The 21,556-nt window shown below is 36.9% G+C and carries 16 protein-coding genes, 2 tRNA genes and 3 rRNA genes; 16 read left to right on the top strand and 5 right to left on the bottom strand.

Features of this window, described 5'->3' with window-relative positions; translation table 11 throughout:
• Nucleotide 1: 1 nt before the first annotated feature.
• The 4 genes from QKW49_RS15575 to rpmH all read right to left on the bottom strand — a co-directional run bounded on the left by QKW49_RS15575 (nucleotide 2) and on the right by rpmH (nucleotide 1,612).
• Nucleotides 2-784, bottom strand: coding sequence for a YidC/Oxa1 family membrane protein insertase (locus QKW49_RS15575; RefSeq protein ID WP_282863592.1), 783 nt, complete (start codon nucleotides 782-784; stop codon nucleotides 2-4).
• Between the two features lie 17 nt (nucleotides 785-801).
• Nucleotides 802-1,011, bottom strand: a complete 210-nt coding sequence (gene yidD / locus QKW49_RS15570; RefSeq protein WP_282868157.1) for a membrane protein insertion efficiency factor YidD — start codon at nucleotides 1,009-1,011, stop codon at nucleotides 802-804.
• Between the two features lie 44 nt (nucleotides 1,012-1,055).
• Nucleotides 1,056-1,391, bottom strand: coding sequence for a ribonuclease P protein component (rnpA, locus tag QKW49_RS15565; protein ID WP_282863591.1), 336 nt, complete (start codon nucleotides 1,389-1,391; stop codon nucleotides 1,056-1,058).
• 86 nt (nucleotides 1,392-1,477) lie between these two features.
• Nucleotides 1,478-1,612, bottom strand: coding sequence for a 50S ribosomal protein L34 (gene rpmH, locus QKW49_RS15560; RefSeq protein WP_282863590.1), 135 nt, complete (start codon nucleotides 1,610-1,612; stop codon nucleotides 1,478-1,480).
• Nucleotides 1,613-2,205: 593 nt separating this feature from the next.
• Between rpmH and dnaA the strand changes: the two genes are divergently transcribed.
• The 7 genes from dnaA to gyrA all read left to right on the top strand — a co-directional run bounded on the left by dnaA (nucleotide 2,206) and on the right by gyrA (nucleotide 11,356).
• Entirely contained in the window at nucleotides 2,206-3,567 is a 1,362-nt protein-coding gene (dnaA, locus tag QKW49_RS15555; protein WP_282863589.1) for a chromosomal replication initiator protein DnaA, read from the top strand.
• A gap of 234 nt (nucleotides 3,568-3,801) precedes the next feature.
• Nucleotides 3,802-4,911, top strand: a complete 1,110-nt coding sequence (gene dnaN / locus QKW49_RS15550) for a DNA polymerase III subunit beta (protein ID WP_282863588.1) — start codon at nucleotides 3,802-3,804, stop codon at nucleotides 4,909-4,911.
• 134 nt (nucleotides 4,912-5,045) lie between these two features.
• A complete protein-coding gene (locus tag QKW49_RS15545) occupies nucleotides 5,046-5,261 on the top strand; it encodes an RNA-binding S4 domain-containing protein (protein ID WP_282863587.1) in 216 nt (71 codons plus the stop codon).
• An 11-nt stretch (nucleotides 5,262-5,272) separates the two neighbouring features.
• Nucleotides 5,273-6,385 carry a DNA replication/repair protein RecF gene (recF, locus tag QKW49_RS15540; RefSeq protein ID WP_282863586.1) on the top strand — a complete coding sequence of 371 codons (1,113 nt, stop codon included), beginning with the start codon at nucleotides 5,273-5,275 and terminating at the stop codon, nucleotides 6,383-6,385.
• A 1-nt stretch (nucleotide 6,386) separates the two neighbouring features.
• A complete protein-coding gene (locus QKW49_RS15535) occupies nucleotides 6,387-6,656 on the top strand; it encodes an extracellular matrix/biofilm biosynthesis regulator RemA family protein (RefSeq protein ID WP_282863585.1) in 270 nt (89 codons plus the stop codon).
• A 48-nt stretch (nucleotides 6,657-6,704) separates the two neighbouring features.
• Entirely contained in the window at nucleotides 6,705-8,615 is a 1,911-nt protein-coding gene (gene gyrB / locus QKW49_RS15530) for a DNA topoisomerase (ATP-hydrolyzing) subunit B (protein WP_282863584.1), read from the top strand.
• Between the two features lie 263 nt (nucleotides 8,616-8,878).
• Complete coding sequence (gene gyrA, locus QKW49_RS15525; RefSeq protein WP_282863583.1) at nucleotides 8,879-11,356, top strand: DNA gyrase subunit A; 2,478 nt, start codon at nucleotides 8,879-8,881, stop codon at nucleotides 11,354-11,356.
• 13 nt (nucleotides 11,357-11,369) lie between these two features.
• Here the strand turns inward: gyrA and QKW49_RS15520 are convergent, their stop codons facing one another.
• The gene (locus tag QKW49_RS15520) at nucleotides 11,370-11,537 is read right to left on the bottom strand and encodes a hypothetical protein (RefSeq protein ID WP_282863582.1); all 168 of its coding nucleotides are present in this window, start codon (nucleotides 11,535-11,537) and stop codon (nucleotides 11,370-11,372) included.
• A 781-nt stretch (nucleotides 11,538-12,318) separates the two neighbouring features.
• On the opposite strand from QKW49_RS15520, the gene QKW49_RS15515 reads away from it, so the two are divergent.
• From QKW49_RS15515 to QKW49_RS15475, 9 genes are all read left to right on the top strand, one after another.
• Nucleotides 12,319-13,843: ribosomal RNA gene (locus QKW49_RS15515) — 16S ribosomal RNA — on the top strand.
• A gap of 290 nt (nucleotides 13,844-14,133) precedes the next feature.
• Nucleotides 14,134-14,209: transfer RNA gene (locus tag QKW49_RS15510), tRNA-Ala, on the top strand.
• A gap of 5 nt (nucleotides 14,210-14,214) precedes the next feature.
• A tRNA-Ile gene (locus tag QKW49_RS15505) sits at nucleotides 14,215-14,291 on the top strand.
• Nucleotides 14,292-14,550: 259 nt separating this feature from the next.
• A 23S ribosomal RNA gene (locus QKW49_RS15500) occupies nucleotides 14,551-17,395 on the top strand.
• Between the two features lie 242 nt (nucleotides 17,396-17,637).
• Nucleotides 17,638-17,754: ribosomal RNA gene (rrf, locus tag QKW49_RS15495) — 5S ribosomal RNA — on the top strand.
• Together the 16S, 23S and 5S rRNA genes with 2 tRNA genes alongside form the textbook arrangement of a ribosomal RNA operon.
• A gap of 272 nt (nucleotides 17,755-18,026) precedes the next feature.
• A complete protein-coding gene (locus QKW49_RS15490; protein ID WP_282863581.1) occupies nucleotides 18,027-18,692 on the top strand; it encodes an accessory gene regulator B family protein in 666 nt (221 codons plus the stop codon).
• A 94-nt stretch (nucleotides 18,693-18,786) separates the two neighbouring features.
• Nucleotides 18,787-19,302, top strand: coding sequence for a transcription repressor NadR (locus tag QKW49_RS15485; protein WP_282863580.1), 516 nt, complete (start codon nucleotides 18,787-18,789; stop codon nucleotides 19,300-19,302).
• A gap of 59 nt (nucleotides 19,303-19,361) precedes the next feature.
• A complete protein-coding gene (locus QKW49_RS15480; RefSeq protein WP_282863579.1) occupies nucleotides 19,362-20,447 on the top strand; it encodes a PTS sugar transporter subunit IIC in 1,086 nt (361 codons plus the stop codon).
• A 307-nt stretch (nucleotides 20,448-20,754) separates the two neighbouring features.
• Entirely contained in the window at nucleotides 20,755-21,354 is a 600-nt protein-coding gene (locus tag QKW49_RS15475) for an NUDIX hydrolase (RefSeq protein WP_282863578.1), read from the top strand.
• Nucleotides 21,355-21,556 lie beyond the last annotated feature (202 nt).

Here is a 21,556-nt window from a genome sequence, read left to right as displayed (position 1 = left end):
ACTACGCTTTTCCCTCCTTTATTGCCGGGGCAAATAATTTATTTAATGCTACTTGCTGCAGCATCTGTATCAAATTACTGATAACCCAATATAACCCTACCCCTGCCGGTAACGAAAAACATATAAACCCTGTCATAAATGGAAAAATTGTCATCATACTGCTCGTCATCTGCGCAGCTTGGGCATTTTGAGATCCGGAAGTTGCTGTAGAAGTCAACTTACTTGATAAATATGTAGTCAATGCAGCTAGAACAGGAATAATCCATATCACACTAGGTGCATTAAACTGAGGTGTTTGCGCCAAATTAAGTCCTAAAAATTCTAAATTTATATTTTTCATTTGCTCTGCAATTTTTATCTCATCACGTACATTAATACTCAGTTCCGCTGCTATTTTTGCAATTTCTTCTTTACTCATTTTAAGAATGTATGTAAGTGGTTGATAAATAACCCTATATAGCCCGAAAATAATAGGAAGCTGTATAAGCAAAGGTAAGCAACTTCCCGCAGGATTCACCTTATGCTCCTGATATATTTTCATCGTTTCAACCTGTAGTTTTTCTTTATCATTTTTGTACTTCTTTTGTATATCAGTAAGAAGTGGCTGAATCTTTTGCATTTCCGCCATGGATTTCTGCTGCTTAATAGCAAGAGGGAGCAAAATAAGCTTAATAAAGATTGTAAATAACACTATAGCAAAACCATAACTATTAGTAAACGAATAAATAAAACTTAATACCGAGCCAAGAGGACCAGTAATAAGCAGTCCAAAAATATCTCCCATCGTTTTTTAACCTCCTTTTACTCTACCGGGTCATACCCTCCAGGGTTAAATGGATTACATCTTAATATCCTTTTTATTGATAAATATCCACCTTTAAATACGCCGTATTTCATAACAGCATCTAACGCATACCTGGAACAGGTAGGGTAAAAACGACAGCTTGGCCTTTTTAAAGGTGAAATGAGTTTTCGATATATCATAATACATACTATAACTATTTTACACAAAATAAATTGTACTACCTTAACGACTCCCCAGATTGTTTTCTTTATCATTTTATTAAATCAACTCTTTTCAAGAGATTATGCATTGCACCACTAACTTCTCTATATGACGCTTCTCTTGATCTCACCCTGGCTACAAATATAATATCATAACCTTCTTTTATAGTACTTTCTTTTAATCTGTAGCTTTCTTTAATTAATCTTCTGACTCTATTTCTTGCCACTGCTTTTCCAATCTTCTTATTTACAGTAATCCCCAATCTATTGATATTTAAACCATTTGCTATAAAATAAATAACCAGAAGATTATTTGCTATAGAATTTCCTTTTGCATAAATTCTTTTAAATGTTCTATTTTCATTTAACGAAATAGTTGTCTGCATATAATCTATCCTTTTGTCATAAAGCAAAAAAGATACCCTATCACACATCAAAAAATTAATACAAAAAGACCACTTTAAAGTGGCCCTTATGCTGACAGTCTTTTTCTGCCTTTTAGTCTTCTTCTAGCCAATACTTTCCGTCCATTTTTAGTGCTCATTCTTTTTCTGAACCCATGTTCTTTTTTTCTTTGTCTCTTTTTCGGTTGATATGTTCTCAGCACAGTTTACACCCCCTTCTCAAGCTACAGATGAATACTGGTTCATTATCACTGTTACGATTGATAATACACCACTATTCACCTAAAGTAAAATAATAATTTATTTAATTTTTCAATTCAATCGCTGCAATTTTTAAGACACTGTTTCAATTATATCCTAATCAATAAACAAATGTCAAGAAAGAACAAATAAAAATCATTATTTACCTTGTGGATAATTCTTTAGTACTATTTTGCATTTTTTGATTGAATATTCACAATAATTTTGATATATTATAAATTGCCTGTTGATAACTTTGAAATTTTACATAACAACTTGCTATTTACTCACAACTTGTGGATAATATTGTGAATAACCTTTATTTTTTTTTAAAAGCTATGTATTTTATCGCCTTAAAGCTGTTAATAATTTTATTAATACGATGTTAACAACTTAAAATATTGCTATTTTTTATTATTAGCACATAAATTTATTTTATACTCATTAACATTATCAACATCTAGTTATAATTTTATCCACAGTTGTTAATAATTTTGTTGATAACATATTATTTTATGTATATATTTTTTTTATTATTCATTTTAGGAGGAACACGATGAGCAATTATTTAACTGAGATATGGAATAAAACTCAAAACATGATCAAATCGGAAATTACAGAGGTAGGATTTAATACTTGGATTAAAACCATCGTGCCTATTTCTATATCAGATCGTGAAATTACATTAGGTGTTCCCAATGACTTCAACAAAAATATTATTATGGGGAGATACTACCCCCTTATTCAGAATGCTCTAACAGCAGCAGCATCTAAAGAATACAATATAATCGTTACTATTATAGGAGAAAATGATGATAAAAAGAATAATGATAACAATGATAATTCTATAAATAATCCTATAATTACTGAAAAAATCCAACCTGATGAACCTAATAATCCGCTAAATCCAAAATACACATTTGATACCTTTGTTGTCGGTAATAGCAACCGTTTCGCGCACGCTGCGTCACTTGCAGTCGCAGAATCCCCCGCTAAAGCTTATAACCCGCTGTTTTTATATGGTGGCGTTGGTCTTGGAAAAACACATTTAATGCATGCAATCGGCCACTATATATTAAATCAAACACCATCAACAAAAGTTGTATATGTTTCATCAGAAAAGTTTACAAATGAACTTATTAATTCTATAAAAGATGATAGGAATGAAGAATTTAGAAGTAAGTATAGACATATAGATGTGTTAATGGTAGATGATATTCAGTTCATTGCAGGTAAAGAACGGACCCAGGAAGAGTTTTTCCATACCTTTAATGCTTTACACGAGGCAAACAAACAAATTATCCTAACAAGTGACAGACCACCGAAAGAGATTAATACTTTGGAAGAAAGGCTTCGTTCCAGGTTTGAATGGGGATTGATCGGAGATATCCAGCCTCCTGACTTTGAAACAAGAATAGCGATATTAAAAAAGAAAGCTCAACTTGAAAAGCTAACAGTTCCGGATGAAATATTAGTGCATATCGCAAGTAAAGTGAAATCAAATATTAGAGAATTGGAAGGAGCACTTAACCGCATTATCGCGTTTAGCGCTTTAGTCAAACAAGAAATCAATCAAGAGCTGGCTGATGAAGCTTTAAAAGATTATCTATCAACCAATAGCACCAGAATTATCACTCCATCGGTTATCCAAGAAATTGTAGGGAAATATTTTAATATAAGATTAGAAGATTTTAAGTCATCTAAGAGAACAAAGAATGTTGCGTATCCGAGACAAATAGCGATGTATCTCTCCAGAGAATTAACAGAGTTATCCTTACCTAAAATCGGAGAAGAATTTGGAGGAAGAGACCATACTACTGTTATACATGCTGTAAGTAAAATAGATGATGATATAAAAAAAGATTCTGAAATAAAAAGAATCATTACAGAATTAACTAAAAATATTAAAGGAAAATAATCCACATTCTATTGTTTATTGTATGTTATCTTTCTGTGGATAATTTTTTTCTCTGAAATACTTGTGAACTGTGTGAATAAAAAGAGAAATATTGTCAACATGATATGAACACGCTCTAAAACAGCTTGCCACTAATATTTAAGGCTTATCCACAGAAATAACAGTACTTATTACTAATACTACTAAAATTTTTATATTTATTTATATATAAATAAGAAAAGGAGTTATTCACAGATGAAGCTATCTTGCCAAAAAAATACTTTGCTTGATGCAATAAGTGTTGCACAAAAAGCAGTTTCCACAAAATCTACTTTGCAAATTTTAGAAGGAATTTTGCTGGAAGCTTCGGATAATATTCTAAAACTGACAGGTAACGATCTTGAACTTGGGATAGAGTGCAGCATACAAGCAGATATTCAACAAACGGGCGCTATTGTTTTAAACTCAAGGATATTTGGGGATATCGTAAGAAAACTTCCCAATGATACAGTTTTTCTTGAAGTGCAGGATAACAATAATGTATATATAAAATGCGGAAATTCGGAATTTAATATTATGGGAATATCATCAGTGGAATTTCCTGAACTTCCTTCGGTACAAAAGGAAAACCCATTTACTATATCACAGGAAAAACTAAGAAGTATGATTAAACAAACAATTTTCGCAGTAGGAACAAATGAGAATAAAATTATTCTAACAGGATCCTGTCTTGAAGTTGATGAAGGCTATTTAAATATGGTTTCAGTAGATGGATATCGGCTCGCAATGAGAAAAGAACCTATTCATTCATTAGAAAATAAACTATCATTTGTCATTCCGGGAAAAACTTTAAATGAATTATCTAAGATTATTAAAGAAGAAGAACAAGATATAAATATATACATCACAGCTAAACATGTATTGTTCGAATTTGATAACTGCCGGATGGTATCACGATTGCTGGAAGGAGAATTTTTGAATTATAAACAAATAATACCTAAAGAGAATCATTTACGATTAAAAACTTCCGTAAAGCCATTAATAGAAAGTATTGAGAGAGCCGCACTTTTAATCGTATCAGATAATCAGAAATATCCTGTAAGGCTGAATATAAAGACAGATAAAATCATTATTAGCTGTATGACACAAACAGGAAAAGTTCAAGATTCCGTAAAGGTAGAAACTGAAGGTAATGACTTGGAAATAGGTTTTAATCATAAATACTTGTTAGATGCGCTTAAAGCATGTGAATGTGATGAAGTTTATATGGAGTTTAATACCGCATTAAGCCCATGTATTATTAAAGCGGTTGATAATGAAAAGTTCATTTATTTAGTACTTCCGGTAAGATTAAGAAGCGAATAATATATATAAAATCACTAAGATGTAAAAAATAAGCCTGAGAATGATGACTCAGGCTTATTAAAAGTTATTTGATAATTATTTTAATAATGATATAATATTAACAACTAATTTATAAAGGTTAGGCGGACATACTTATGGATAGAATAAAGATAGACACTGAATACATTAAACTTGACCAATTACTCAAGTGGGCTGGTATTATTGGGTCAGGCTCAGATGCCAAAATGTTGATATATGATGGATTGGTGGAAGTAAACGGAATAGTCGTAGAGCAAAGGGGTAAAAAAGTGTTTCCAGGAGACCGTATCATCATACATATGGAGAAAGATATTGAATTTATTGTAGAATAGAGGATATTTTCATGTATGTTGGAAATTTAAAACTCTATAATTATAGGAACTATACCAGCGTTGATATAGATTTTTCTAAAAGTATTAATATTATCTACGGTAATAACGCACAAGGTAAAACAAATATCCTTGAGGCTATATATTTATTTGCTACAGGAAGGTCTCACCGAACCAGCAAAGAAAAAGAACTGATACGATTTGGCCAAGATTTTGCAAATATAAAACTGAGTTTTTTAAATGAAGATCAATTGAATTGTGGTGAAATGATTCTTTCTCAAAATCAAAAAAAGAAAATAAAAATAAATGAGGTACCCATTAATAAAATAGGAGAATTAATGGGATTTTTCAATGCAGTTATGTTCTCACCTGAAGATCTGAATTTAATAAAAGAGGGTCCCTCACAAAGAAGAAGGTTTTTAGATATATGTATCAGCCAAATGCGGCCGGCTTATTTTTATAATTTACAACAATATATTAAAGTACTGGACCAAAGGAATAACTTACTAAAAAAAATTAATAAAAATAAATCACTATACGAAACGCTATTTATTTGGGATGAAAAATTAATTGAGTATGGCTCAAAGATTATATTATATAGAGTATCTTTTATAAACAAGCTTAAAGAAGTAGCACGTAAAATCCATGAAAACATTACCAGGGATATGGAAGATTTAGATATTGAGTATATGCCTAATGTTAGGATTGAAAACGCTGCCCAGATTAGTGATATCAAGAAAATATTTAAAGAATCCCTTAATAAAAATATAAGTAGGGAAATAGATATGGGAATAACGCTGACAGGTCCTCATAGAGATGATATAAATTTTAAAATTAATAGTGTTACGGTTAAAAATTTTGGATCGCAGGGCCAGCAAAGGACGGTAGTGCTTTCATTGAAAATGGCGGAAATGGAGTTTATGAAAGAGGATAAAGGTGAATACCCGGTCCTTTTATTAGATGATATCATGTCAGAATTGGATATTCATAGACAAGATTATATTATTCGTAATATTTCAGATAAGCAGGTTATCATAACGTGTACAGATATAGATAGATTTAATATCAATAATCATACGGCAGTTTATAAAATTGAAAATGGTAATGTGTTGAAAGGAGAGCATTGAAATGTTTTTACATTTGGGTGGAGACGTAGTGGTAAGACTAAAAAATGTTATAGCCATTATGGATTTGGAAACTACTACAATTTCAAAAATAAGTAAAGAATTCTTAACAATTGCTGAGGAAGAAGGTTTTATTGAAAATATTTCTGATGATTTACCAAAATCTTTTATCATTACAGAAGTGGATAAAAAAAGTAAAATATATCTTTCTCCCATTTCATCAGTAACTCTTTTTAAAAGAGCAGGTTATATTGATGATATCGCAAATGTGTAAATTACTATTTAATGTTTCAAAAATTTTGGATAACAGACGGAGGGAGTTATGGCTGTAAATAGAATAGAAAATAACTATGATGAAAATCAGATTCAGGTATTGGAAGGGTTAGAGGCCGTAAGGAAAAGGCCGGGTATGTATATTGGCACCACATCATCACGAGGTTTGCACCACTTGGTATATGAAATTGTTGATAACAGTATTGATGAAGCCTTAGCAGGATATTGTGATAATATATATATTTTCATAAACGAAGATAATTCTATCACTGTTGAAGATGATGGAAGAGGTATCCCGGTTGGTATACATCCTAAGATGGGAATACCTGCGGTAGAAGTAGTTTTTACAGTACTTCATGCAGGTGGAAAATTCGGTGGTGAAGGATATAAAGTATCCGGAGGATTACATGGAGTAGGTGCATCAGTAGTAAACGCACTTTCAGAATGGTTGGAAGTAGAAGTATATGATGGTAAAAATATTCACTATCAAAGATATGAAAGAGGTAAAACGCTGGCGCCTCTTAAAATTGTAGGGGAGACTGAAAAAAGAGGAACAAAAATTTCTTTTAAACCCGATCACGAAATATTTGAAGATTTGGTCTATGAATACGATATACTTCTTAATAGATTAAGAGAACTGGCGTTTTTAAATGGCGGTATCAGTATTATTTTAACTGATAAAAGAGAAGAAGAAAAGCAGAAAGTTCTCAAATATGATGGTGGAATTAAATCATTTGTCGAGTATATCAATAAAAATAAAGAAGTGATCCATAGACAAGTGGTTTTTATTGAGGGTGAAAAAGATGGATCGCAGGTTGAAGTCGCTATGCAGTACAGCGATAATTATGTAGAGAATATATATAGTTTTGCCAATAACATTCATACTACAGAGGGCGGCACACATGAAACAGGATTTAAAGCATCGTTGACCAAAGTTTTAAACGATTATGCGAGAAAGTATAATATATTAAAAGAAAACGATAAAAATCTTTCAGGAGAAGATGTAAGGGAAGGACTTACTGCTGTAATCAGCGTAAAATTAAGGGAGCCGCAGTTCGAAGGTCAGACAAAAACAAAATTAGGAAACAGTGAGGTCAGAGGACTGGTTGAAGGTGCAATGAATGAGAAGTTATCATCATTCTTAGAAGAAAATCCTTCTATCGGAAAATCTATTTTAGAAAAGAGTCTCACTGCGGCAAGAGCCAGAGAAGCTGCTCGTAAAGCAAGAGAGCTGACCAGAAGGAAAAGTGCGCTTGAGAGTACATCATTACCGGGAAAACTTGCCGATTGCTCTGAGAGAGATCCGGCAGTTACTGAAATATATATTGTTGAAGGTGACTCTGCGGGAGGATCAGCAAAGCAAGGCAGAGACAGAAGGTTTCAGGCTATTCTTCCATTATGGGGAAAAATGCTGAATGTTGAAAAAGCGCGAATAGATAAAGTATACGGAAATGATAAGCTTATGCCGGTGATTACTGCATTAGGTGCAGGAATAGGTGATGAGTTTGATACATCAAAATTAAGATATGGTAAAGTGATTATTATGGCCGATGCAGATGTAGACGGATCACATATTAGAACACTATTATTAACTTTCTTCTTTAGGTTTATGAAGCCTCTTGTAGAAAAGGGGCATGTCTATATTGCCCAGCCTCCGCTGTATAAGATCGCTAAAGGAAAAAATGTTACATATGCTTATACTGATAGAGAATTGGACAAGGCATTATCAGAAATAGGAAGAGACGCGAATATTCAAAGATATAAGGGTTTGGGTGAAATGAATCCTAATCAGTTATGGGACACTACTATGAATCCTGAAACAAGAACCATTCTTAGGGTTGAGCTTGAGGATGCCGTAGCTGCAGATGAGATTTTTACTATCTTAATGGGAGACAAGGTAGAACCTAGAAGAGAATTTATTGAAGCACATGCTAAAATGGTAAGTAATTTAGATGTTTAGTCAGTAGGGAGTGAATAGTGGGGAGCGGGGAGAGATCCTACATAAACCACTATTAAATCCTATTTATGATAAATTTGTTCAAATATTATAGAATGATTCATCAATATCTAAATATACAAATTTTAATACCATATATATTTGTTTAAGGAATTATATTGAATGTGGGAACTAGCTGATGGCAGTAGGTTTTTGATATACGGAGAACTTCTCCCCACTCCTCACTTTCCACTCCCCACTATTCAAATAAGGGAGGACAGTAAGAAATGATAGATAATTCAGCACAGAAGATTATACCGGTTGATATTCAAGCGGAAATGAAAAAGTCATATATAGACTATGCAATGAGCGTTATTGTTGGAAGAGCATTGCCTGATGTAAGGGATGGTCTTAAGCCTGTTCATAGAAGAATATTATATACGATGTATGAAGCCGGGTTTACTCCGGATAAACCCCATAGAAAGTGTGCAACCACTGTCGGCGATGTTCTAGGTAAATATCATCCCCATGGAGATGCTGCCGTATATGATAGTTTGGTTCGAATGGCACAGGACTTTTCTCTAAGATATCCGCTTATTGATGGTCATGGTAATTTTGGATCTGTAGACGGTGATCCGGCAGCTGCATATCGTTATACAGAAGCCAGAATGTCTAAGCTTGCAATGGAAATGCTTACTGATATAGAGAAAGAAACAGTAGATTTCGTTCCTAACTATGATGACCGTTTAAAAGAGCCATCAGTACTTCCGTCAAAATTTCCAAACTTATTGGTAAATGGTTCATCAGGGATAGCAGTAGGAATGGCAACCAATATTCCTCCGCATAATTTAACAGAAGTAATAAATGGAGTTGTTGCACTCATTGATGATCCAAATATGACAATAGAAGATCTCTTAGCTTATATTAAGGGTCCGGACTTTCCTACTGCCGGTATTATTATGGGGCGGCAGGGAATCAAAGACGCTTATATGACAGGAAGAGGCAGGGTTATTGTCAGGTCAAAAGCGGATATTGAGCAAGTTAGCAGTAATAAGCAAAGAATTATTGTCACTGAAATACCCTATCAGGTTAATAAAGCAAGATTAATAGAAAAGATCGCTGAATTGGTAAGAGATAAAAGGATTGAAGGTATTTCCGATTTAAGAGATGAATCTGATAGAGATGGTATGAGAATAGTCATTGAGCTTAAAAGAGATGCCAATGCAAATGTGGTTTTAAATCAACTCTATAAATATACTCAAATGCAGGATACTTTTAGTATCAACATGTTGGCATTGGTTGATAATGAGCCTAAAGTACTTAATTTAAGAGAAATACTGGACCATTATATAAACTTTCAAAAGCAGGTTATTGTCAGAAGGACAAAATATGACCTTAATAAAGCAGAAGCTAGGGCACATATTCTTGAAGGATTACGAATCGCTTTAGATCATATTGATGAAATTATTAATATTATTCGAGGCTCTAGAACAACAGCTATGGCCAAAGAGAGATTGATGGAAGAATTCAGTCTGAGTGATGTTCAGTCTCAAGCTATATTAGATATGAGACTTGCGAGATTAACAGGACTGGAAAGAGATAAAATAGAAGAAGAATATAAACAGCTGTTAGAAACAATAAAATATTTAAAAGATATTTTGGCAAGTGAAAGTATGGTGCTTGGTATTATTAAAGAAGAACTATTAGTGATAAAAGAAAAATTCGGAGATGAAAGAAGATCGGCTATTACTATTGCGGAAGATGAAATTAATATAGAAGATCTAATAGAAGAAGAGGATAATGTAATTACTTTAACACATTTCGGTTATATTAAGAGACTGCCTGTACATACGTATAAAAGTCAGCGTAGAGGCGGTAAGGGGATTATAGGGTTAAGTACAAGAGAAGAAGATTTTGTTGAAACACTCTTCGTAACTTCTACGCATCATCATATATTGTTCTTCACCGATAAAGGAAAGATGTATAGATTAAAGACTTATGAGATACCTGAAGCCGGAAGACAGGCAAAGGGAACCGCCATTGTTAATTTATTGGAGGTCCAGCCTGATGAAAAAGTCACCGCAGTGATTCCGGTAAAAGAATTTAAAGAAGGGCAATACCTGCTGATGACCACAAGAAATGGAGTCATCAAGAAGACTGACTTAATGGAATATGATACGGCAAGAAAGAGTGGTTTAGCTGCGATTACATTAAGGGAAGATGATGAATTAATCAGAGTAAAGCTTACCGATGGTAATCAGCAGGTTATATTAGGTACACGACATGGTCAATCTATCAGATTTAATGAATCGGATGTAAGACCAATGGGAAGAACAGCACAAGGAGTAAAAGCAATAGAACTAAATGAAGAAGATTATGTAGTAGGAATGTCTTTGATAAGAGAAAATGCAGACCTTCTTGTAGTGACTGAAAATGGATTTGGTAAAAGAACCGATTTGGAAGAATACCGAATGCAGTCAAGGGGAGGAAAGGGAATATTCACATATAGATTAACAGAAAAAACAGGGTGTGTTGCAGGAATAAAAGTTGTTGGTGATACAGATGATATAATACTGATCACTTCGGATGGAACAATTATCAGATTATCCACTAAAGATATCAGTAAAATGGGTAGAACCACACAAGGTGTTACCTTAATAAGAATGGAACAAGATGTAAAGGTGGTTGCAATAGCAAGAATTGAAGAAGAAGTGGAAGAAGAAATTAAAGAAGAAGTAGAAGAAGAAGTAGAAGAAGAGAAATAGGGGCTGAGAGCCCCTATTTCTCTTCTTCATTATTATCACTATTTCCTTGTTCACTAATGTCAGATTGAAAACTTTTACTTAATACATCAGTTGGTGTAACACTATAAAGATTGCCATCACCAAGAACATTGGCTTCTAAAATTCTTTGGACTAATGGCTTTTTAATATTCTTTTGTACCATGATAAATCCTCTTTTCCAAGTTTATTTATTATATTTTCTCGCTCGATGAATAAAATATACACCTTAATTTAGTGAATAGTGAATAGTGAATAATGAATAATGAATAATGAATAATGAATAGCTTAAAAGCTATCAAATGAAACTATTGACGAGGGCTAAATTGATACAGAAAAGTTACATTGATTATATGGATAAAACTTCCCTAAAAAAGGTGTTGACAGACATAAGAGATTATGTTAAGATAGCTCTTGTCGCTTTAAAATAGTTCACAGTTGACGGTTCACAGTTCACAGCGGTGGATGGTGAAAGTTAAGGAAGTGAGCTGATATGAGAAAACTTTTGTTGTATAGAGCGATAAAGTAATTACCAGTAAAAAGTTGTTGACAGGTAAGCTTGATTATGTTAAGATACTTTTTGTCGCTTCGAAAGAGCGATGAAGAAATTACCAAAGAAAAAGCTATTGACAAACACAGTTGATCATGGTAAGATAGCTTTTGTCGCTTCACAGAGGCGATGAAGAAATTACCAAGAAAAAAGCTGTTGACAAACGAACTAAAGTTTGATATAATAGCAAAGCTGCTTCAGTCAGCAGCACTGATAAAGACTTCGGTCTTTAGAATTGGTCTTTGAAAATTGGATAGCGTAAGAGGTTCTCGTTTAATATAGTTAATAATTAATAACGAATAGTTAATAATTATTGATGATTTGAGAAAACTTTAGCGTACTTTATAACAAAGTAAAGCTAGTGATAATTTTGAGCTAATTAAACGTTCAATAAATTTTTATTGAGAGTTTGATCCTGGCTCAGGACGAACGCTGGCGGCGTGCCTAACACATGCAAGTCGAGCGGAGATTGGTTGAAGATTTATCGGATGCCAATTTTAGCGGCGGACGGGTGAGTAACGCGTGAGTAACCTGCCTTATACAGGGGGATAACACATCGAAAGATGTGCTAATACCGCATGATATCAGATAGTCGCATGGCTGTTTGATCAAAGGAGCAATCCGGTATAAGATGGACTCGCGTCTGATTAGCTGGTTGGTGAGGTAAAAGCTCACCAAGGCGACGATCAGTAGCCGACCTGAGAGGGTGATCGGCCACATTGGGACTGAGACACGGCCCAGACTCCTACGGGAGGCAGCAGTGGGGAATATTGCGCAATGGGGGAAACCCTGACGCAGCAACGCCGCGTGAAGGAAGAAGGCTTTCGGGTCGTAAACTTTTGTCTTCTGGGAAGAAACATGACGGTACCAGAGGAGGAAGCCACGGCTAACTACGTGCCAGCAGCCGCGGTAATACGTAGGTGGCGAGCGTTGTCCGGAATTACTGGGTGTAAAGGGCGTGTAGGCGGGACTGCAAGTCAGATGTGAAATACCGGGGCTCAACCCCGGGGCTGCATTTGAAACTGTAGTTCTTGAGTGCAGGAGAGGAAAGCGGAATTCCTAGTGTAGCGGTGAAATGCGTAGATATTAGGAGGAACACCAGTGGCGAAGGCGGCTTTCTGGACTGTAACTGACGCTGAGGCGCGAAAGCGTGGGGAGCGAACAGGATTAGATACCCTGGTAGTCCACGCCGTAAACGATGGATACTAGGTGTTGGGGGTATCGACCCCTCCAGTGCCGGAGTTAACACAATAAGTATCCCACCTGGGGAGTACGGCCGCAAGGTTGAAACTCAAAGGAATTGACGGGGGCCCGCACAAGCAGTGGAGTATGTGGTTTAATTCGAAGCAACGCGAAGAACCTTACCAGGGCTTGACATCTACAGAATCCCAAAGAGATTTGGGAGTGCCTTCGGGAACTGTAAGACAGGTGGTGCATGGTTGTCGTCAGCTCGTGTCGTGAGATGTTGGGTTAAGTCCCGCAACGAGCGCAACCCCTATTGTTAGTTGCCATCATTAAGTTGGGCACTCTAGCGAGACTGCCGGTGACAAATCGGAGGAAGGTGGGGACGACGTCAAATCATCATGCCCCTTATGTCCTGGGCTACACACGTACTACAATGGCCATTAACAGAGCGAAGCAAGACGGTGACGTGGAGCAAATCGCCAAAAATGGTCCCAGTTCAGATTGTAGGCTGAAACTCGCCTACATGAAGTCGGAATTGCTAGTAATCGCGGATCAGCATGCCGCGGTGAATACGTTCCCGGGCCTTGTACACACCGCCCGTCACACCATGAGAGTCGGTAACACCCGAAGCCTGTGAGCTAACCGTAAGGAGGCAGCAGTCGAAGGTGGGGCTGATGATTGGGGTGAAGTCGTAACAAGGTAGCCGTATCGGAAGGTGCGGCTGGATCACCTCCTTTCTAAGGAGCAGAGCTCCAGTTAATAGTGAATAACGAATAGTTAATAATTATTAACGGATGGAGCCAATCCTATGGTCGATAGATCATATTAGTATGATCTTCACGAGAACTCTTACGCTATTTAATTTTGAAAGACCAAGTTCTTTTTAGTGAATAGTTAATAGTGAATAATGAATAGTTTAAAAGCTATGAATGGAAGCTGTTAGCAGTCACTAAGAAAATGATCTTTCAAAAGTTAATAGAAGATAACTGTTCATTATTAGTTATTCACTATTAACTAAACCTGATGTGGGGGTGTAGCTCAGTTGGGAGAGCACCTGCCTTGCAAGCAGGGGGTCAGGAGTTCGACTCTCCTCATCTCCACCATATATGGGCTTATAGCTCAGCCGGTTAGAGCGCACGCCTGATAAGCGTGAGGTCGGTGGTTCGAGTCCACTTAAGCCCACCATTTAATTAATGTACAATGGACAATGATCCAATGTACAATTAGTTAAGTACAAATGTACCTTGAAAACTAAACAATGTAAAGACATGAGGAAAAGATTAAAAAAGGGTAATCGCAGTGGAACCACTGTATTACACTACAATTTTAAAGGAAAACTTTACTCATATAATTCTTAAGGAGAACACCAGACTGTTGAGGTGAAAAGCAGTAGGAAGATGAATAACACTATTCATTATTCACTACTAACTATTCACTAAACAAAGGTCAAGCTAATAAGAGCACAGGGTGGATGCCTTGGCATTAGGAGCCGAAGAAGGACGCGATAAGCTGCGAAAAGCTGCGGTAAGGCGCAAATAGCCATTGACCCGCAGATATCCGAATGGGGAAACCCGGCTGGAGCAATATCCAGTCACCATGCAGTGAATTCATAGCTGTATGGAGGAATACCCGCTGAACTGAAACATCTAAGTAGGCGGAGGAAGAGAAAGAAACATCGATTCCCTAAGTAGTGGCGAGCGAACGGGGAAGAGGCCAAACCTGAAGTAGCAATACTTTAGGGGTTGCGGACTGCAATATGTATCATGAAGGTTAGCAAAACTACCTGGAAAGGTAGACCATAGAGGGTAAGAGTCCCGTATGTGAAAACCGAAGTGAGCTAGCAGGATCCAGAGTACCATGGGACACGAGAAATCCTGTGGGAAGCAGGAGGGACCACCCTCCAAGCCTAAATACTACCTAATGACCGATAGCGCATAGTACCGTGAGGGAAAGGTGAAAAGAACCCCGGGAGGGGAGTGAAATAGAACCTGAAACCCTGTGTTTACAAGCAGACAAAGCACATTAAGGTGCGATGTCGTACTTTTTGTAGAACGGTCCGGCGAGTGTATGTAACGAGCAAGGTTAAGGTGTTAAGCACCGCAGCCGAAGGGAAACCGAGTCTTAAAAGGGCGCGCAGTTCGTTGTATACGACCCGAAACCGGGTGACCTACCCATGGACAGGTTGAAGCGGAAGTAAAATTTCGTGGAGGACCGAACCCACCAATGTTGAAAAATTGGGGGATGAGCTGTGGGTAGCGGAGAAATTCCAATCGAACTCGGAGATAGCTGGTTCTCCCCGAAATAGCTTTAGGGCTAGCCTCGGATTAATTTAGCGGAGGTAAAGCACTGAATGGGCTAGGGGCCTTATCCGGTTACCGAACCCTATCAAACTCTGAATGCCGCATAAATGATGTCCGGGAGTCAGACTATGGGAGATAAGTTTCATAGTCAAAAGGGAAACAGCCCAGATCAACAGCTAAGGTCCCTAAATAGATTTAAGTGGAAAAGGATGTGGAGTTGCTAAAACAACCAGGATGTTGGCTTAGAAGCAGCCACTCATTTAAAGAGTGCGTAATAGCTCACTGGTCGAGTGATTCTGCGCCGAAAATGTAACGGGGCTAAAATCTATACCGAAGCTTTGGCAGTAGCAATACTGGGTAGGGGAGCTTTCTATGACAGGTTGAAGCATGACCGCAAGGACATGTGGACGAGATAGAAGAGAGAATGCCGGAATGAGTAGCGAGAATTATGTGAGAATCATAATCGTCGAAAACCTAAGGTTTCCTGAGGAAGGTTCGTCCGCTCAGGGTTAGTCGGGAGCTAAGGCGAGGCCGAGAGGCGTAGTCGATGCACATACGGTTGAAATTCCGTAACCACCGAAGCCGATAAGTATATAAGGGACGCAGGAAGATAGTCTGACCGCACCGTTGGTTGAGTGCGGCGAAAGGGAGCGAAAACAAGTAGCGAAGCAGACGATTCTACACTGACGAGAAAAGCTTATATATTGGTTAGGTGCCCGTACCGCAAACCGACACAGGTGGGTGAGGAGAGAATCCTAAGACGAACGGGAGAAGCGTTGTTAAGGAACTCGGCAAATTGACCCCGTAACTTCGGGAGAAGGGGTGCCAGGGTGACCTGGCCGCAGAGAATAGGCCCAAGCGACTGTTTAGCAAAAACACAGGTCTCTGCTAAGTCGAAAGACGACGTATAGGGGCTGACGCCTGCCCGGTGCTGGAAGGTTAAGGGGAATGCTTAGCGCAAGCGAAGGTGTGAACTTAAGCCCCAGTAAACGGCGGCCGTAACTATAACGGTCCTAAGGTAGCGAAATTCCTTGTCAGGTAAGTTCTGACCCGCACGAATGGCGTAACGACTTGGGCACTGTCTCAACAACGTACCCGGCGAAATTGTAGTACCGGTGAAGATGCCGGTTACCCGCGACAAGACGGAAAGACCCCATGGAGCTTTACTGTAGCCTGATATTGGATTTTGGTATTTCATGTACAGGATAGGTGGGAGACTGAGAAGATAGCACGCCAGTGTTGTCGGAGTCGACGTTGGGATACCACTCTTGAGATACTGAAATTCTAACCAGTACCCGTAATCCGGGTATGGGACACTGTCAGGTGGGCAGTTTGACTGGGGCGGTCGCCTCCAAAAGAGTAACGGAGGCGCTCAAAGGTTAGCTCAGCGCGGTCGGAAATCGCGCAAAGAGTGCAAACGCATAAGCTAGCCTAACTGTGAGAGAGACACCTCGAACAGTAACGAAAGTTGGAGTTAGTGATCCGGCGGTATGAGAGTGGAATTGCCGTCGCTCAACGGATAAAAGCTACCCTGGGGATAACAGGCTTATCTCCCCCAAGAGTCCACATCGACGGGGAGGTTTGGCACCTCGATGTCGGCTCATCGCATCCTGGAGCTGTAGTAGGTTCCAAGGGTTGGGCTGTTCGCCCATTAAAGCGGTACGCGAGCTGGGTTCAGAACGTCGTGAGACAGTTCGGTCCCTATCTGTCGCGGGCGCAGGAGATTTGAAGGGAGCTGTCCTTAGTACGAGAGGACCGGGATGGACGCACCTCTGGTGCACCAGTTGTCATGCCAATGGCACAGCTGGGTAGCTAAGTGCGGAAGGGATAAACGCTGAAGGCATCTAAGCGTGAAGCCCCCCCTAAGATAAGATTTCCCATAGCGTAAGCTAGTAAGGTCCCACGTAGACTATGTGGTAGATAGGTCGGAGGTGGAAGTGCAGTAATGTATGGAGCTAACCGATACTAATAGACCGAGGGCTTGACCAAAAGGAATTTACAATGGACAATGTACAATGTACAATGACCATTAGTAAACAAAGAGAGATATATATGAAGTAGGTTTTTCCAAAGAAGTACTCATGATTTACATTGTATAGTTTTGAAGGTACATTAAAAAATGTACAATGGACAATGATCCAATGTACAATGAAGTACCAGAAAAGAGCAATAAAATTGTACATTGTTCATTGAAACATTGTACAATCATTCAAACAAAGTTTGAATGGCATTCCGGTGATTTTAACGTGGAGGCTACACCCGTTCCCATTCCGAACACGGTAGTTAAGCTCCACAGTGCCGATGATACTTGGAGGGTGACTTCCTGGGAAAGTAGGTCGTTGCCGGAACTGATGAGGGACATTTCTATATAGAAGTGTCCTTTTTACATGCATCTATGCATTTTATAGAGAATGAGAAGCTAAAAAAACAAACATAAAGTGTTCGAAACATCTTTGTTAATTGAAATTAACAAAGATGTTGAATATGAGATAAAAGCATATGGGTATTTTGTTTAAAAAGTTGATTTATATTTATTCTATTGTCTTTTTGTTGACAATTTATACTATAAGGGTTAATATAAATACATAAATAAATTCGGGTAATGGGTGTGTAAAAGGGTATGAGACTTATAAGTTCTATAGCATATAAATGGGCACTAGCCGTAGCAGATAGATTTAACGCTAATCATGATTGGAAAAGGTTTTATTACTACTGGATACGTTTAATATTAGGCACTTTATTTAAAATGACGATTATATTTGGAATAGCATATTTACTTGATGTTTTTTTACCTACATTTTATTGTGCAGTGACATATGGGTTTGTAAAACTGATTTCAGGAGGAATGCATTACAGGTCTTTTGGAAGGTCGATATTGCTTTCGGTAATGTTATTTATAACCATGGGAGTTGTAGCTGATACATTTAATTATATCTATAAGCCATTTGATGATACTTTGACGAAGGGTCCTTTTATTTATTCTTGGGTAATGTTTATATTCTCAATGGTATGTGCTATAACATTTGTTCCGGTAAAAGTCAAGCATAAAGTAAAATTGTGGGGTTTTAGAAAAATTTTATATAAGGTATTGACTATTGCTTTTATTGGATATGCAATGTATTATTCATTAGGTTTATTGAACTCACCAAATGTAGAAGAAGTAATAAATGTTTATATGCCTGGCGTTATATCGGTTTGGACAGCTGTTGCATTCGAGCTTGCCGCATCTATACCATTTATTTATTACGGTGTAACGAGATTAAATCAAATATTGAATTATAAATAGAAAACAATATAAATTAAAAAGAATGCAGTTTTAAAGCTGCATTCTTTTTAATTTATTATAAAATGGATAAAATAGAAAAGGAGAGTGAATATATATGGAGCCTATATCAAGAAGAGAAAAAATTGTAGAGATATTAATAAAAAATAAGAATGCGGTGAGTGGATCGGATTTAGCGTCTATGCTAAATGTGAGCCGTCAAGTCATTGTACAGGATATAGCTTTATTAAGAGCAGCAGGAACTGGAGTTATAGCAACCCCGCAGGGATATGTTCTAATATCTCCTTTTAGTCATAAGCTGAGAAAAACTATTGCATGCAGACATAGGAAGGAAAATATTAGGGATGAGTTAACAACGATTGTAGATGAAGGCGGTACTATTTTAGATGTTATTGTAGAACACAGTATATATGGACAAATATCCGGTAATATTATGGTAAGCTCAAGGAGAGATATAGATGAATTTATAAAAAAAATTGATAATAGAAATATAAAGCCTCTCAGTGACCTAACCAGTGGAATTCATTTGCATACTATAGAATATAGGAATGAAGAAGACATTAATAGAATAGAGAAAGCGCTTTTAGAGAAAAGATACTTGTTAATCGAATAAAAATATGATATATTTTTACTGGATATGACAAGACAGATATCAAGACATGGAGGATGCATATGAATGTAAACAACAATGACAGCCAGCAAAAAATCGGATTTTTAAAAAGGAAAAACATAGAGTTTTCAGTAAAACGATATGGTATTGAAGCATTGGGTGCGATGGCGCTAGGCTTATTTGCGTCATTAATCGTTGGATTAATATTGGAGCAGATAGGGAAAGCATTTAATATTACAATGCTGATTTCATTAGCAAAGATTGCAAAAATAATGATGGGTCCTGCGATTGGTGCAGCAGTTGCTGCAGGGCTAAAAGCGCCGAACCTGGTTATTTATTCATCTATCATTACTGGCGCAATAGGGGCTCAGGCGACATATTTACTTACGGGTAACCCTGCTTTATTTACACTGCCCGGAGAACCTGTAAGCGCTTTTATTGCTGCTGCAGTAGGAGCTGAATTTGGAAAATTGATTGCCGGTGAAACAAAAGTAGATATTGTGCTGGTGCCATCTACTACCATTATTACAGGGGGTATGGCAGGAATTTTTATTGGACCTTTTATGGCTTCACTTATGGCTCAAATAGGAAGTTTTATCAATTTTGCCACTACTCAAGAACCGTTTATCATGGGTATATTAGTATCTACAGTGATGGGGATCATTCTAACTTTGCCTATCAGCAGTGCTGCGTTGGCCATTTCACTTAAAATTACAGGATTGGCAGCTGGAGCCGCTACAGCAGGATGCGCGTCACACATGATCGGTTTTGCGGTAGCAAGTTTCCGGGAGAATGGATTTGGAGGATTAATTGCACAAGGATTAGGAACCTCAATGCTTCAAGTTCCCAACACTATTAGAAATCCAAGAATATGGCTGCCGGCTGTGCTTACCAGTATAGTTCTAGGGCCAATTAGTACAATGATATTTAAAATGAAAAACGTTCCTGCCGGAGCTGGGATGGGAACATCCGGTCTAGTGGGGCAGATTACAACATTAAGTAGTGAGGCTATGGGTGGAGGAGCAGATGTATTAATAAAAATTGCTCTAATGCATTTTATTTTACCTTCCATATTGTCTCTAATTTTTTCTGAAGCACTTCGAAAAATGAATTGGATAAAGTCTGGAGATATGAAGTTGGACTTATAAGGGTTGTGAATTGTTGTGGAAAACTTAATAAGTTATCCACAAGCCTGTTGATATTGTTGATAATAGAAATGTATGCTAAGCTTAAAAGAGTTATGTATCAACAAGTTAAGCATTATGTTACTCTAATAAAAATATTTTGAGTTATCCACAAACAATCCTTAATTATAATAAAAACTATGATGATAAGACTGCAGTGTTTTTAAAACAGCTGCAGTTTTTAATTTCATAAAATATAGATTAAAATGTTGAAAGTTAGGTATATATACAATATAATCATTTAAGTGACAAACATAGAAGGAGAATATGTGTGAAAAATATATTTGATCAGAGAGAGTTTGAAATATTAAAGGATCATTATGGAATAAATGCAGTAGAAAAAGAAGTAACTTTACATATTACAAACCGGAAGTTTTTTGAAGAGATTAAGTATAATGTTATAAATGACAGAAGAGGAGAAGTTGCTTTTGCGGTTGAGCGAATGAATCAAAAAATTATCGTGATAAGAACAGATTCTTATCCTGAAGGTATTTATAGAGTCCCTACAGGAGGTATTAATTATGGTGAAGATATTATTGATGCATTGAATAGGGAAATCAAGGAAGAATTAGGACTGGTCACTGACAGACCTCAATTCTTAGGTGTTATTAAATATTGTTTCTGTTGTGAGGGTGAAGAAATAAATTTTTATTCTTATATATTCCGGTTAAAAGAAACAGGAGGTAACATACTTGAGGACGCATTAGAAGATGAAATAAGCGAGTATATGGAAGCGGATAAAAATCAAATGAAGGATGTTGTTAAAAAACTAAGAGGTTTTCAAGGAGAATGGAAAGATTGGTGTGTTTTTAGAGCGTGTACGACAGAGTTTTATAATACAATGGATGTAAGCTATTATTATAAGACCTGATAAAAAAAGCTCCTTATTGCGTAGAATAAGGAGGCTTAGTATGAAAAAAGTATTAAAAGTAGTTTCGTGAATATTTTAACATACATTAATATGTTTATCAACTTTAAAAATATATAAAGATACGTATTAAATTTGATAATTTTATATACACACTGATGGATTTACGTAATTATTCATTTAATATTTCTTTTTAATAAGAATA

The sequence above is a fragment of the Petroclostridium sp. X23 genome, assembly GCF_030013905.1.
Taxonomy (GTDB): Bacteria; Bacillota; Clostridia; order SK-Y3; family SK-Y3; genus X23.
The sequence above is the reverse complement of the archived record's forward strand: the minus strand, read 5'-3'. Positions and strand labels throughout refer to the sequence as shown.